The organism is Paraburkholderia guartelaensis, from assembly GCF_004353905.1.
In the GTDB taxonomy this organism is placed as follows: domain Bacteria; phylum Pseudomonadota; class Gammaproteobacteria; order Burkholderiales; family Burkholderiaceae; genus Paraburkholderia; species Paraburkholderia guartelaensis.
The window spans coordinates 1-14,106 of the sequence record NZ_SMOD01000084.1 but is presented as its reverse complement, the minus strand read 5'-3'; the positions used below and the strand labels follow the sequence as shown (position 1 = coordinate 14,106).

The window sequence follows — 14,106 nt, the reverse complement described above, 5'->3', positions numbered from 1 at the left end:
ATGGCTCGCAGCAACTTCTCTGGCGCGATGCTCGGCCGCCCGCCCTTTATGTCCGCTTCGTACATCTGGGCGAACTGTCGATCCATCTTCGCCAGCGCTTCATTCGCCATCACGCGGATCGAACGCAACGGATGCGACTTGGGGACGAAGTCGTCCAGCTTGCGCATGGAAAACAGACTCTCGGTGAATGTGTCGGCGCCGCGCATGATCTCCAGGGGACAAGTAGTGGTCCATCTATCAACGCCTCACGAGCTCTGCGCGATGACGTGTTTAAGCGGTATTTCAGCGGCCTGTTAGGCGTCTCGCGCCCGAGCGCGCAAGGTTTTGGTTGCTAACACCTGGTACTCGGCAATATTCGGATCCCTTAACCTGGGACTACCAGGAAAATCTTGCGCACCGGAACCAGGTTCTCCTGTACATCGGGATCACGAAACTTCCGCAGCCGATCACGCGCAACGGTGATTTCGGCACGCTTCGTCAACGAACCGTCGCAATGCCGCGCACGTGCCTCCCGAATCTTCTCACCTATGACCGCAAAGCCGCGCTCAGATCATGAAGCGGCTGTCTTCTACGAGCACGCGCGGCAAGGGTTGAAGGTCGGCGCGCGCGAAGCGCACCAGAGAGAAGGCGCGCAACCCTTGCGGGCTCGACGGTAGCCGCGCGAGCGGGAACATGATCGGGGCGCTGTTGCTCGCGCTGCTGTTTGCAAGCACGACATTCATCGGACTCAGGCTGATCTCGCGCATCTCGACGTTCGTGTATTGCGCGGGATTCGCGAGCACCCTGCAAATCACCGTCAGCTGATGTTCGAGCGCTTCGCTCTTGAGGCCAAGCGCGGCGATCTCGCTCTCGTTCTGCGCAATCTGCGCCTCGACCTTCGCCACTTCTGCAACGTTTTGCGCGGCGTGCTCGCCCAGCATGCGTTGCGTCCCCGCGCCGTGACGCGTGAGCAGTTGCAGGCGCGTTTTGAGGAGCGCGCGCTCTTGCTCCAGCATGTCGCGGCGCGACTCGTCGGCGCCGATCTGCTCGAGGCCTTCCAGTGCGATCTGCTCGACCACGCGCTGCACGATCTGCTCGCGAAGTTCGCTTTCGGTTTCACCGCACACGCGCACCTGATGGTCGTCGAAGCTCAACGTAGTCTGCATGACATCGGTGTGCACCTCGTCGCCATGCTGCTCGGCACCGAAGGCAAGCCGCTCGTTCAGGGCCATGCCGAGCACCGCGAAAGTTTCGCGCGCAAGCGGATGACTCTCGAACCATGCGTGCAATTCAGGCGATCGGCTCAGCACATGACCGACCTCATCGGGCGCGGCGAAAAACGCGTGGATATAGGGGTCGTTCGACCAGGTGGCGGTGCTCGCTTCGCGCGCGGGCGGCATGCGCTCCACCACCTCGTGCACATACGCGACCGATTGCGCGAGCGCGGGCGCAAGCCGCTCGCGCCACTGCGGCACGAGCTTGAGCGTCGGGCTGAGCACGAGCAGACGCTCGATCAGCGTTTGGATTTGCGGCGATTCCGGCGCCTGCTTCGCGCGGGCGCGCGGCCAAAGCCTGTCCAGAATACCCATGGAAAACTCCGTTGCAGACCGCTCGGGCGCGGCGGCGGTGAAGCGTAGGGCGCACAACGAGCGCACTTGTCGTAAATGACTATACCGCGAATCACCACCTGCCCGCGGCGACGCTGCCGCAACGCAGCAACGGCTCAACTTGCGTTTATGTTCCCGAAAACACTCACCTTTGGGTTACGCAGCGCGCACCACACAGACCTGAACCTGGCCGCCAACATGCGATACGGTGCGACGAAAAACCGCGCGCCGCACACCGCAGTGAGCCCACTCTCCCGCACACACTCACCTTTGATTTTCTTCGCGGCGCCCACCTTGCAATACGTGTTTGTGCAGTGCCTCGCCCCCGACCACTCCTGTAAGTACTCACCTTTCGGCGCTGCGGGCACAAGTCCGCTCCCGAATATCCTCACCATCTAATGGCGCACGCCAATTAATCTGTAATCCGAATCAATTTGCGAATTCTCCCCATCCGATGATCGGCTTTCCTCTGCCTTTCAGCGACCGTCGCGCACGCAACGAATCGCGATGACATGTCAACGAGCCGTTTCAGGCACGCCAATTGCGCATGGGCGCACGGCGCGTGCATTGCGGCCTCGGGAAAAACCCCGGTTGTTGCGTGTGCAAACCGCGAAGCATCAAGCAGAAGCGAACACGTCACGCGTTTTAGACGGTTCGTTCAATTGACAGTGGCCAATGTCATGATCCAATCTTCTGCGCATAAATACGACACAGGGAGGCAGACAAATCATGGAGAGCATTGTCCGCAGCAGCTTGATGCTGGCCGCGGCCGCGACCCCTTTGCTGGTCGCCTGCGGCGGAGGTACCGCCAGTAATCCGGCACCCATCACCCCGGCGCAATGCTCGGGTTCGTCATGCGCGAATCAGGGTCCGCCCAACAGCGCGCCGACCGCCACGGCGTTGTGTCCCGCCGCGGCGGACATCGCGGCGAACACGTATCTGGGTGGCGCAGGCAGTGGCGAGGTCGTGAGCCTGAACATCGATCCGACGAAGATGACGTACAAGCTCACGTTCCTCGCCTCGCCCATTCCCGTGGCCGCGAGTTCGGTGCAAAACACGCGTGCGGGTCTCACCGTCACGGGCGCCGTGCAGCATCCGCCCGCGGGCTCGCTGCCAACCACCGCGCAGATCACGTGTGCGTTCCAACTTCAGGCGGGCACGGGCACGATCAACGGCAGCACCTACACCACGGCGTACAACGCGAACAATCCGCCCACGATCTATGTTGGCTTTGGCGTGGCGGGCGGCGGCATTCCGGGCGCGACCGTGAACATCGACGGCGACACCACCGCGAATCTGCTCTTTAGCGGCGTTGCGCCGCGCACATTCGACTTCTATCCGTTCATCGGCTTTTCGTCGGTCAGCACGAGCCTCGCCGATCTCAAGGGCTCGTATAACGCGCTGCTCTATCACATCCTGCCTTCCAGCAACTTCGCGCCAGCGGCGAAGGTGACGCAGGAGCAGTACGACGCAAGCGGCAATTGCAGCGTGCCGGCTGGCGCGACCAACACGAGTTGCGCAACCGCTGCGAATGCATGGACGGCGAGCACAAGCGGCAGCTATTTCGACAGTACCGACGCACCGCAGATCGAGACGCCCACACCATTGCCGTTCCCCTTGAGCCTCGGTAACAACGTGATCGTCAGCCGCCAGGGCGGCGCGGGGCACCTCATCCTCGGCAAGCTCAATGGGGCCATTGTGCCTGTGGTCGTACGCACCGGCTACGTGAACGAAACCATCAGCCTGAGCAATCAGATCGCCGTGGACGACGAGTCCGGCATCGCCCTGCTCGCGCCCGCGACGACGCTCACGTCGGGGGCGTTCGACGGCAGCTACATTGGCGCGGACTCGAATTTCGCCTATACGGCGACGCTCATCAACGGTCAGCAGGCCGGCTTCCTCAAGCCCTCGACGATGACGACGCAGAGCCAGTTCACGCTCGACTACACGCAGACGCACCCCGGCCTGATCGGCGTAACCGATACCCAGGGCAAAGCGGGCAATCTGATTGCGGTGGGCGGTCTTTACGGCATCTTCATCAACGGCGAAGAGAACGGCGGCGTCACGGCCAGTTCGGCGAACAGCGCCACGCCCAATCAGCCTTACTTCGGTGTCGGTGCACTGATCCAGCCACAGTAGTCCATCAGGCGGTCGCGGCATCCTGATCGTTCACGACCGCCTTAATTTCGCACTACGAATGACTGTCAGACGCTCTCGCCAACAACAATACTCTGGAGACGCGGTATGAAATGGAAACTTTTCGCGGCGCTCTCGATTGCCGCACCGATGATCGCAGCGCTCAGTGCATGCGGTGGCGGCAACGGCAGCAGCAGTAGCCCTCCGCTCGTGGAAGCAGCGCTTTGCCCCACCTCGCTCGACTACAACACGGTGTACACCGGTGGCGGCGGCGACGGCGAACTCGTCAAGCTGCAGCTCGACACAGCCAAGATGACCTGGCAGATCACTTACGTCGAGTCGCCGATCCCGCAGACCACCGGCACCGTGACGCCCACGCGCAAAGGCCAGGTCGCCACCGGCACGCTGACGGCGGAAACCGGCCTCCCCACGGCGAAGCTCAACCAGTGCGCGTTCCGCCTGAATGGCGCGAGTCTCGATCCCAACCGCCCGGCGCGCGTCTTCATCGGCGAAGGCGTGGCGGGCGGCACGATTCCGGGAGCCGAGATCGCGTACAAGGGCTCAGGCGGTATTGGCGTCGTGCCGGACACGACGTTTCCGTACTACCCGTTCATCGGCTTCTCTGCGATCGAAACGAATCTCGCGAACGTCGCCGGCACGTACAGCCAGCTCGGCTATCACCAGGTGCCTTCGCAGAATTTCCAGCCCGCAGCGGTTGACGCAAAGATCACGATCAACGCCAACGGCACCTGGACCGAATGCGACAACACGGGCGTGAACGCCGGCAAATGCCAGCAGCCCGGCACCAACTTCGCGCAGTCGGCCGATGGCAGCGGCGCGTTCGAAACCGATCACTTCCAGGGGCAGGTCAAGCCGACGCTCGTCACCACGGAACCGGCCGGCAAGGGCTTCATGATCGTCGGCAAGTTGCGCGGCCAACTCGTGCCCGTGCTCGTACGCACCGGCGTGGCGTATCCGCAGGTTGGCGTCGATCCGCAAAGCGGCGCCACGGGCCCGGTGGCCGACGACGAATCAGGCATCTCCGTGCTAGCACCGCAAACGGCCATCGCGCAGGGCTCGCAGGACGGCGAATACATCGGCGTGGACAGCCAGTTCGACTATCGCACGCTCGCGCTGGAGGGAACGCAAGCCACGCTGCTCGATCCGTTCAACGCCTCGCAGGCCGCGCTCGCCACTGCCCTCGATCTGAACTTCACCCAGACCGTACCGGGCACGGTGACGACCACGCACGTGGGCGCCTCCACCGGCTCGACACCCACCGGCAAGATGATCTTCACGGGCGGCGTGTTCGGCTACCTCGACATGACGACGCTATCGGACCCGTACTTCACGGCCGGCGCGTTCGTTCAGTAAGGATCACGAAGCAACGTATCGAACAATAACCGGCGCGGCGAACCGCGCCATTCACGAGGTGGCCACTCCCGGCCGTCGCGCAACGCGGCGGCGGCCGGGCCACAAAGGCGCGCGCAACAAAGGCGAACGATGCATGCCGGGCATACCGGGGCATGCATCGAGTCGCCGCGCGCGGGTAAGGCGCACCCGTACCTGGGAGGGACATCATGAGACGCATAGCAGTGGCGGCGCTGGCCGCCGGGCTGTCGGCGAGCGCGTACGCGCAGCACGCCGGCGACAACGTCGTCGCACTCGGCTGGTTTCACGTCACGACGCAGCATTCGAGCACGCCGCTCACCACGGACGTCGCGCCCGTGCCGATCAACACGCCGCTGCGGCTGCCCAGTTCGTTCACTTCGGCGGGCACGGGTCTTTCGGCATCGAATGCGGATACGGTCGGCCTCGTCATCAGCCACTTCTTCACGGACCATATCGCGCTTACCTCGGTGGCGGGCGTGCCGCCCACGTTCAAGCTCTATGGTCACGGCACGATCAAGCCGCCAGGCCCGGCGGGCGCGCTCGGCAGCCAGAATCTCAGCGACCCGGCGACGAACCCCATTGTCGGCAGCGTGCGCCAATGGAGCCCGGCGCTGATCTTCCAGTACTACTTTCGCGACGCCGATGCGAAATTCCGCCCGTTCCTCGGCATCGGCGTGTCGTACAACTGGTTTTCGGATATCCAGCTCAATCCGAACTTCGTGAAGGCCACCCAGGACGATCTCGGCTCCGTGCTCGCGGCCGGCGCGGGCAAGTCGGGGCAAACGCAGATCAGCGCAAAGGCGTCGTCGTCGTGGTCGCCGGTTTTCAATCTCGGGGCCACCTACAACGTCACGAAGCATCTGGGGATCGTTGCGTCGGTCACCTATATTCCGCTGAAGACGACGTCCTCGGTGATCGTCAAGGCGGCGGACGGCAGCGAACTTGGCGTGAGCCGCGCCGACCTCAAGGCCGATCCGATCATCTCGTTCCTTGCGCTCTCTTACCGCTTCTAAGGGCGCGCCGTGCCAACGCGACGGCGAGGCGGCGCATGCGCGTAAGGGCGAGAAAGCCCGCGGCAAAGCGCGCACCCTGGCGTGCGCTCGCGTGCTCCCGGCCGCTCGCGCTAAAATCGCGGCATGCCGAAAACGCCCAAAGCCCCCGTGACCGATTCCGCGCCCGAGCACGTCACCGACAGCGAATACACCGTCGACGAACTCGCGCGCGTAGCGGGCACGACCGTGCGCAACGTGCGCGCCTATCAGGACCGCGACCTGCTCATGCCGCCCGAGAAGCGCGGGCGCGTCGGCATTTACAACGATTCACACGTTGCGCGGCTCAAGCTCATCAACCACCTGCTGGCGCGCGGCTACACGCTCGCCAACATTCAGGATCTCATCCTGGCGATCGACGACGGCGGCGACCTGCGCTCGATCCTCGGCCTGGAGAACGCGATCGGCGGCCCCTGGTCGCACGCGCGGCCGAAGACGTATTCGCTGCCGCAGCTCATCAAGCTGTTCGGGCCGCAAGCGCCGAGCAGCCTTTCGCGTCTCGCGGACCTCGGGCTTCTCGAACGCCAGGGGCTTTCGTTCGTCTCGCGCAATCCGGGCATGCTCGACGCGGCGGCCGCAACCGTGCGCGAAGGCATTCCCGCGCGCGAGCTGCTCGACGTGCTCGAAGAAACGCGTCCGCATTTCGACGCCATCGCACGCGTGCTGGTGGAAATGGTCGTGCGCCATCTGGACCGCTACGATCAGGGCGCGCTGCCGCCCGCCACGGACATGCCCGCGCTCGTCGACGCGATCTGGCGCCTGCGGCCGCTTTCCACGGTGTTTGTCGAGCACGAGATCCTGCGCGCGCTCGAAGCGCAGTCGAGCGACTACCTGGGCGGCCGGGTCGCGACGATCCTCGACAAGACGCTCGGCCGCGAGCGTGCAAGCGAAGCCGCGCCTGCCAGCGCCGCGAAAAAGCGTGCGCCCCAATCCGCACCTCGCAAGAGCGCCGCGCGCGCGCCGGCTGCAACAAAATCCGCTCGTCCCGCGAAGAAAACCGCGCTCAAGAAGCGCTAAAGGCGCACGCCCTCCCTCCTGGTTTTCTGCTTCACCGAACGCGTGAAAGGCCCCGTCAGGCGGCCTTTTGCGCCCTCGCGCCCCGCTACGCCCCTACAGTTGTTCATGTGTTAGAGCGCTGAGTCTAGTCCCTTGCGCATTGGCGCCGATCCCACTATGTTTACATCCATCAATGTCACAGTCATAGATGGATCGACAACAGGGAGACGCTCCGGATGAACGCACCCGCCCGTACAGGCGACTCGATCGGTATCGCCATCATCGGCACTGGCTTTGCCGGCCTTGGCATGGCGATCCGTCTGCTGCAAAGCGGCAACCAGGACTTCGCGGTGTTCGAGAAGGCCGACTCCGTGGGCGGGACCTGGCGCGACAATCATTACCCCGGTTGCGCCTGCGACGTGCAATCGCACGTGTACTCGTTTTCGTTCGCACCCAATCCGCGCTGGACGCGCATGTTCGCGCCGCAGCCCGAGATTCGCGCCTATCTGAATCGCTGCGTCGATCGCTTCCGGCTTTTTCCGTGGCTCAACTTCGGGCACGAACTCACGAACGCGACATGGGACGAGGCCGCGCATTGCTGGCGCCTTGCGTTCGCCAATGGCCGGCGCCTCACCGCGCGCGTGCTGATCTCGGGCATGGGCGGCCTTTCGCGCCCCGCGTTGCCGGCGATTGCGGGACTCGACACTTTCGAGGGCAAGACCTTCCACTCGCAACACTGGGATCACGACTATGCGCTCGAAGGCAAGCGCGTCGCGGTCATCGGCACGGGGGCAAGCGCTATTCAGTTCGTGCCGCAGATCGCGCCGCGCGTGGCGCAACTCTCGCTCTTCCAGCGCACGCCGCCGTGGATCATGCCCAAGCCCGATCGCGCCATTTCGGCCTTCGAACAATGGCTGTTCCGCACGCTGCCCTTCACGCAGGCGCTCGCGCGCGCGGGGCTTTACTGGATGCTCGAAACGCGCGTGCTCGGCTTCGCGGTGCATCCCGCGCTCATGAAGAACGTGCAGAAGTTGGCGTTGCGCCATATCCGCCACCAGGTGTCCGATCCTGAATTGCGCGCGGCTGTGACACCCGACTACACGATCGGCTGCAAGCGCGTACTCATATCGAACGACTACTATCCGGCGCTCTCGCGCAAGAACGTGCAGGTGGTAACGAACGCGATCGAGCGTGTGGATCGCACCGGCGTGGAGACCGCCGACGGCGTGCATCACGAGGTCGATTGCCTGATTTACGGCACCGGCTTTCAGGTGGCCGATCCATTCCCGCCGGGCACGATCGTGGGTCGCAGCGGCATCGATATCGTCGAGACCTGGCGCAACGGCGCACATGCCTACCTCGGCACGAGCTTGCCTGGTTATCCGAACTTTTTCATGCTGGTCGGCCCGAACACCGGCCTCGGCCACAACTCGATGGTGTTCATGATCGAATCGCAGATCGAGTACGTGCTCGGCGCGCTCGCCGCCATGAAGCGCGACCACGCGGATTCGATCGACGTGCGGCCCTATGTGGAAGCGCGCTACAACGAGCGCATCCAGAGCAAGCTTGGCCGCGCAATCTGGTCGGTGGGCGGCTGCAAGAGCTGGTATCTCGACCCGCGCAACGGCCGGAACACGACGCTGTGGCCCGGTTTCACCTGGCGCTTTCGCCGCGCCACGGCGCACTTCTCCCTCGCCGATTACCAGGTCTATCGCGCGCCGCATGCCGCACAGCACGAAACGCCGCTCACCGTCGCCACGCAACCCACCGAGGCCGCCTGAACAGGCGCAATCGCCCCACCCGGAGCCCGCCCATGAAACGCTTTGACAACAAGGTCGCCGCCATCACCGGAGCCGGCTCGGGCATGGGCCGCGCGCTCGCGCTCCAGCTAGCCGGCGCCGGCTGCCATCTCGCGCTCGCCGACCGGAACGCCCCAGCGCTCGAGGAGACCGCTCGCATCGTGGGCGCGCTGGCACCTTCGGTGCGCGTGAGCACGCGCGTGCTCGACGTGAGCGAGCGCGACGCCGTATTCGCGTGGGCCGACGAGACGGCCGCGACGCACGGCGGCGTCAACCTCGTCTTCAACAACGCGGGCGTCGCACTGTCGAGCACCATCGAAGGCATGGCGTACAACGACCTCGAATGGATCGTGAACATCAACTTCTGGGGCGTCGTGCATGGCACGAAGGCATTTCTTCCGCATCTGAAGGCAAGCGGCGAAGGCCATATCGTCAATACGTCGAGCGTGTTCGGTCTCTTCGCACAACCAGGCATGAGCGGCTACAACGCGACCAAATACGCGGTACGCGGCTTCACCGAAGCGCTGCGTCAGGAACTCGACATGATGCGCTGCGGCGTGTCCGCTACCTGCGTGCATCCGGGCGGCATTCGCACGAATATCGCGCAATCGAGCCGCGTGGCGCACAACATGGTGGGCTTCATGGTGGCGAGCGAGCAGCAAGGCAAGGACAACTTCGAGAAGTTCTTCATCACCACCGCCGACGACGCTGCCCGCGCAATCCTGAACGGCGTGAAGCGCAACGCGCGGCGCGTACTGATTGGCCGCGACGCGCGCGCAGCGGACTGGCTCGCGCGCACGCTGCCCGCCGCGTACCAGGCGCTGGTCGTGATGAGCGCGCGGCGCGAAGCCGCGAAGGCGCGCCGCGCCGCGCGCGGGTCCGCCGCCACGCAATGAATAACAGCAGGCACACAACAGGGAGCCACAACATGATGCCGATACGGCGCGACATCCGCTTCGCACTACCGCCCGAAAGGGCGTGTGACTGGCACGTCGAAGGCGTGCCGGTCACCCACTTCTTCAACGCGCTTTCGCTGCTTTTTCCCGCGGGCGAGCGCTTCTTCATGGATGCGGTGCGGCATTATCGCGACCGCATCGAAGACCCCGAACTCAAGAAGCAGGTCATGGGCTTCATCGGCCAGGAGGCGATGCACACGCGCGAACACGTCGAATACAACGACTTGCTGCAGGCGGCGGGCTTGCCCGCGCACAAGCTCGACAAGCGGCTGTGGGCCATCCTCAATTTTGCGCGCAAGGTGTTGCCGCCTTCGCTGCAGCTCGCGCAAACCGTGGCGCTCGAACACTACACGGCCATGCTCGCCGACCTGCTGCTCGCCGACACCGGCACGCGCATCGAAGGCTCGGTGGCGGGCTACAAGCAGATGTGGCTCTGGCACGCGCTGGAGGAAACCGAGCACAAGTCGGTCTCGTTCGATGTGTGGAATCTCGTGATCGAGCCGGGCGTCAAGCGCTATCTCATGCGAACCGGTACGATGCTCGCCACCACGGTTCTCTTCTGGCTCATCGTGTTCGACTATCACCTCGCGCTCCTGCGTGCGCACCGCCGGCGCCAGGGCAAGGTGCGCGGCATGTGGAAGCTCGTGAAGTTTCTCTACGGGCCGCGTCACGGCGTCTTTCCCGGCATCGCGCTCGAATGGCTGCGTTTTTTCAAGCCCGGCTTTCATCCGTGGGATCACGACAACCGGCGCCATCTCGCGCGCATCGACGGCCTCGTTGCGCAGATCGACGAAACCAATGCGCAGTACGCCTCGCGCGCTGCCCCGCGCCGCGTGCCGCTGCATCCGGCGGCAACGCCGCGCGCGGTGTGAGGTACGTCATGCGCGGCGCGCCCGAACCCGTGTTCGTACATTCCGGCGACGTGCGCCTCGCGGTCTACGTCAGCGGGTCCGACGATGCGCCGCCCGTCGTGCTCGTGCACGGCTACCCCGACTCGGCGCGTATCTGGAGCGCGTTGCGCAGCGAACTGGAGACGCGCTTTCGCGTCATCGCTTACGATGTGCGCGGCATGGGGGCTTCCGAAGCGCCGCGTGCGCGCTCTGGCTATGCGCTCGCGCAGCTTGCGCGCGATCTGCTTGCGGTCGCCAACGCCACGTGCGGCGCGCAGCCGTTTCATCTGCTGGCGCATGACTGGGGGTCGATCCAGTGCTGGGAAGCCGTGACCGAACCGGCGAACGCCTCGCGGATCGCTTCGTACACCTCGATTTCCGGCCCTTGTCTCGACCATGTTTTTCTCAAACCCCGCGTTCCCGCGCAGTTGCTGAAGTCGTGGTACATCGCGTTCTTTCATCTGCCGCTCGTGCCCGAACTCGTCTGGCGGCTCGGCGGCGCAGCGCTGTGGCCATGGTGGCTGCGCAAGACCGAGCGCGTGCGCGTCGCGCCTGATCCCCGGCAGTTGCGCAACGCGCTCAACGGGCTGCAACTCTATCGCGCGAATTTTCTCGCGTGCGCGCGGCGCCCGCGCGAGCGCCGCACGAGTATTCCGGTGCAGTTCATCGTGCCGCGTTTCGACCGCTACGTGACCCCAGCCATGTCGGAAGGTATCGGGCGCTGGCTCGGCGAACACCAGCGCGAAATCATCGCCGCACCGCATTGGGCCGTGGTGAGCGAGGCGCGGCAGATCGCGGCTCGCTTCACGCGTTTTGCCACTTGCGCTTCGCCACGCGCACAAGGCTTCGAACCCATCCCGCACCCAGAGGACCGCCAGTGAACCCACTTGCCCTGCCTGCCGCGGTCGTTGCCGCCGGCGCTGCACTTGCCGCGCTCGCCGCATTCACGCGACGCGCCACGCGCCGCATCGAAGCCGCCGTGCCGATGGACGGTCAACTGATCGACATCGACGGCGACCGGATTCACTACGTCGAATACGGCAACGGGCCGCCCGTGGTGTTCATTCACGGCCTGAGCGGACAACTGCGCAACTTTGCGTGGCTGCCCATTCAGGCGCTCGCGCGCGAACATCGCGTGATACTCATCGACCGCCCGGGTTCCGGCTACTCCACACGCGGGCCGCACGCGTCAGCGAACATCCGCGCGCAGGCGCGCACGGTCGCGCGCTTCATCGAGGCGCTGCGTCTCGAATCGCCGGTGCTCGTCGGGCACTCGCTCGGCGGTGCAATCGCGCTGGCCGTGGCGCTCGATCATCCGCACGCCGTTTCGCGGCTCGCGCTGATCGCGCCGCTCACGCACGTACAGACCGAGGTGCCCAAAGCTTTCCGTGCGCTCGTGCTGCGCTCGAACGCCGTGCGCCGCTTTGTGGCGCGTACGTTCGCGACGCCCGTCGGACTCGCGACCAGTTCCGCCGTCCTCAAGCAGGTATTCGCGCCCGAAGCCGTACCGGGCGATTTCCGCACACGCGGCGGCGGGTTACTGAGCTTGCGGCCCACCGGCTTCTACAACGCCTCGGCCGATCTCATCGCGATCGAAGACGCCGACGATCTCGCGCAGATGGAACAACGCTACGCAGAACTGAGCGTTCCCGTCGATATTCTGTTTGGGCGCGATGACGTCGTGCTCAACTGGGCCCGACATGGCGACGCGCTCAGCCGCCTCACGAGGCAGGTGACGCTCAAGGTGGTGAGCGGCGGCCATATGCTGCCCGTCACCGCGCCGTCCACGACCTACGACTGGCTGCTCTGCGCGCTCTCGGGGACGGTGCACGCGAGCCACGCGCGCGCAATCGAGGCAGACCAGCCGGGCACGGACATCGGTTCGCCGGCACAGGGCGTGCTGGGCAATCCGTCCGCGACTTAGCCGACGTCGCCACGCGGCGTGCGCTGCGTGACGAAGAATTCACGAAGCTGAAAAATGCGTCGGCCCGCGTGGGAACGCGTGGGCCGCAAGCATTCATCAAGGGAGACAGGAAATGAAAATTCAGACGGCGCGGACGTTCATCGCGTGTGCGGCGCTTGCGGTCGCCAGCGGCACGGCGTTCGCGCAAGGCAACGACGCACAAACAGGCAACGCATCGCAAAGCGCGACGCCCGCCGCCGAAGTCGCGAAACTGAGCGTCGATCAACAGGTACGCTGGCTGCAGCGCGCGCAGAAGAGCGACGCGCTCACGAAGATGGACGACGCGCAACTCACCGCGCTTTTCGAAGCGTTCGATCCGCTCGTCGTACCCACGCTCATCAAGCTCGGCCCGTCGGGCTATCCCTCATACGAATTCGTGCTGTCGCGCTGGGAGCGCCTGAACGGCAAGTGGCCAGCGAAGCCCGCGCACATGCTCGTGAAGCTGGAGCACGAACCGCTGCGCATCTACGCGAAATGGCTGCCTGACGGCGATCATTCGGGAGAGGAGATCATCTACGACGCCTCGAAGCGCAGCGACGAAATGTACGGTCACCTGGGCGGCCTGCTCGGCGTGATGCCAATGTGGACCGCGCTCGACGGCACGCTCGCGCGCTCGCAATCGAATCACAAGATCACGGATCTCGGCACCGAATTCATCGTGAGCCAGTTCATGACCGACGCGAAGAAGTACGTCGAAGTGGGCGCGTCATACAAGCCGCAAGTCGAGGTGAAAACGATAGACGGCGTGCGCGTCGTGGCGCTGACCTACGTTTCGCCGAGCGGCAAACCGCAGTTCTACGCGAAGAAGCAGACGCTCGGGCTGGATCTGCGTCATCCGTATTTCCGCACCGTCGAAGCCTACGGCGACGACGGGCAGATGTTCGAGAAAATCGTCATCGACACCATCACGCCGAAGTCCTTCGACGACGAAGCATTCGATCCGAAGAATCCCGATTACAAATTCTGAAACCTGGGCCGCGAGAACAAAGGTGAGGCTTTTCGGGAGGAGCGCACGACGTTCGACTCCTGGAACTCCTCACCTAGAGGTGGCCGCGCAAAATCGGACAGCGGGATAAGTGGAACGACCGGGGCCTGAGCCAGCGATAATGCAGGCAAAGGAACCGAGAAAATGACGAAACGAACCCGACGCACGCACTCAGCGGCGTTCAAAGCGAAAGTGGCCCTGGCGGCAGTCAAGGGCGAGCGCACGCTCGCCGAACTGGCGCAGCAGTTCGATGTGCATCCGAACCAGATCACGGAATGGAAGCGGCAGTTGCAGGAGCGCGCGGCCGACGTGTTCGGTGCGGCCGGCCCGGTGTCGAGCGAGCCACCGGTAGAC

Annotated in this window: 13 protein-coding genes; 11 read left to right on the top strand and 2 right to left on the bottom strand. The window is 64.5% G+C overall.

Going from position 1 to position 14,106, the window contains the following annotated elements:
* The coding region (locus E1N52_RS42065) for a transposase (RefSeq protein WP_484217453.1) at nucleotides 1-206 on the bottom strand (206 nt) is incomplete at its 3' end.
* Between the two features lie 339 nt (nucleotides 207-545).
* On the bottom strand, nucleotides 546-1,568 hold the full coding sequence (locus E1N52_RS42060; RefSeq protein ID WP_133190913.1) for a hypothetical protein: 1,023 nt from the start codon (nucleotides 1,566-1,568) through the stop codon (nucleotides 546-548).
* 747 nt (nucleotides 1,569-2,315) lie between these two features.
* On the opposite strand from E1N52_RS42060, the gene E1N52_RS42055 reads away from it, so the two are divergent.
* The 11 genes from E1N52_RS42055 to E1N52_RS42005 form a co-directional block, all read left to right on the top strand.
* Nucleotides 2,316-3,725 carry a DUF2957 domain-containing protein gene (locus tag E1N52_RS42055; protein ID WP_133190911.1) on the top strand — a complete coding sequence of 470 codons (1,410 nt, stop codon included), beginning with the start codon at nucleotides 2,316-2,318 and terminating at the stop codon, nucleotides 3,723-3,725.
* A gap of 105 nt (nucleotides 3,726-3,830) precedes the next feature.
* Nucleotides 3,831-5,096 carry a DUF2957 domain-containing protein gene (locus E1N52_RS42050; protein ID WP_133190909.1) on the top strand — a complete coding sequence of 422 codons (1,266 nt, stop codon included), beginning with the start codon at nucleotides 3,831-3,833 and terminating at the stop codon, nucleotides 5,094-5,096.
* 206 nt (nucleotides 5,097-5,302) lie between these two features.
* Nucleotides 5,303-6,127, top strand: coding sequence for an OmpW/AlkL family protein (locus E1N52_RS42045; RefSeq protein ID WP_133190907.1), 825 nt, complete (start codon nucleotides 5,303-5,305; stop codon nucleotides 6,125-6,127).
* Nucleotides 6,128-6,250: 123 nt separating this feature from the next.
* Nucleotides 6,251-7,180, top strand: coding sequence for a MerR family transcriptional regulator (locus tag E1N52_RS42040; protein WP_133190905.1), 930 nt, complete (start codon nucleotides 6,251-6,253; stop codon nucleotides 7,178-7,180).
* 215 nt (nucleotides 7,181-7,395) lie between these two features.
* The gene (locus E1N52_RS42035) at nucleotides 7,396-8,940 is read left to right on the top strand and encodes a flavin-containing monooxygenase (RefSeq protein ID WP_133190903.1); all 1,545 of its coding nucleotides are present in this window, start codon (nucleotides 7,396-7,398) and stop codon (nucleotides 8,938-8,940) included.
* A 32-nt stretch (nucleotides 8,941-8,972) separates the two neighbouring features.
* Nucleotides 8,973-9,854, top strand: coding sequence for an SDR family NAD(P)-dependent oxidoreductase (locus E1N52_RS42030; RefSeq protein ID WP_133190901.1), 882 nt, complete (start codon nucleotides 8,973-8,975; stop codon nucleotides 9,852-9,854).
* 32 nt (nucleotides 9,855-9,886) lie between these two features.
* Complete coding sequence (locus E1N52_RS42025) at nucleotides 9,887-10,786, top strand: metal-dependent hydrolase (protein ID WP_133190899.1); 900 nt, start codon at nucleotides 9,887-9,889, stop codon at nucleotides 10,784-10,786.
* A gap of 8 nt (nucleotides 10,787-10,794) precedes the next feature.
* Nucleotides 10,795-11,685, top strand: a complete 891-nt coding sequence (locus tag E1N52_RS42020; protein ID WP_133190897.1) for an alpha/beta fold hydrolase — start codon at nucleotides 10,795-10,797, stop codon at nucleotides 11,683-11,685.
* Complete coding sequence (locus E1N52_RS42015) at nucleotides 11,682-12,728, top strand: alpha/beta fold hydrolase (RefSeq protein ID WP_246089459.1); 1,047 nt, start codon at nucleotides 11,682-11,684, stop codon at nucleotides 12,726-12,728. The genes E1N52_RS42020 and E1N52_RS42015 overlap by 4 nt, the downstream gene beginning before the upstream one ends.
* A gap of 112 nt (nucleotides 12,729-12,840) precedes the next feature.
* A complete protein-coding gene (locus E1N52_RS42010) occupies nucleotides 12,841-13,734 on the top strand; it encodes a DUF1571 domain-containing protein (RefSeq protein WP_133190895.1) in 894 nt (297 codons plus the stop codon).
* Nucleotides 13,735-13,896: 162 nt separating this feature from the next.
* A partial coding sequence (locus tag E1N52_RS42005; protein ID WP_133185892.1) for a transposase occupies nucleotides 13,897-14,106 on the top strand: 210 nt, incomplete at its 3' end.

Excerpts from the sequence above, each read along its gene's own strand:
- E1N52_RS42025 (WP_133190899.1), top strand. The coding sequence starts at position 9,887 with ATGATGCCGATACGGCGCGACATCCGCTTCGCACTACCGCCCGAAAGG.
- E1N52_RS42030 (WP_133190901.1), top strand. The coding sequence starts at position 8,973 with ATGAAACGCTTTGACAACAAGGTCGCCGCCATCACCGGAGCCGGCTCG.
- E1N52_RS42045 (WP_133190907.1), top strand. The coding sequence starts at position 5,303 with ATGAGACGCATAGCAGTGGCGGCGCTGGCCGCCGGGCTGTCGGCGAGC.
- E1N52_RS42060 (WP_133190913.1), bottom strand. The coding sequence starts at position 1,568 with ATGGGTATTCTGGACAGGCTTTGGCCGCGCGCCCGCGCGAAGCAGGCG.
- E1N52_RS42040 (WP_133190905.1), top strand. The coding sequence starts at position 6,251 with ATGCCGAAAACGCCCAAAGCCCCCGTGACCGATTCCGCGCCCGAGCAC.
- E1N52_RS42010 (WP_133190895.1), top strand. The coding sequence starts at position 12,841 with ATGAAAATTCAGACGGCGCGGACGTTCATCGCGTGTGCGGCGCTTGCG.
- E1N52_RS42055 (WP_133190911.1), top strand. The coding sequence starts at position 2,316 with ATGGAGAGCATTGTCCGCAGCAGCTTGATGCTGGCCGCGGCCGCGACC.
- E1N52_RS42035 (WP_133190903.1), top strand. The coding sequence starts at position 7,396 with ATGAACGCACCCGCCCGTACAGGCGACTCGATCGGTATCGCCATCATC.
- E1N52_RS42050 (WP_133190909.1), top strand. The coding sequence starts at position 3,831 with ATGAAATGGAAACTTTTCGCGGCGCTCTCGATTGCCGCACCGATGATC.
- E1N52_RS42020 (WP_133190897.1), top strand. The coding sequence starts at position 10,795 with ATGCGCGGCGCGCCCGAACCCGTGTTCGTACATTCCGGCGACGTGCGC.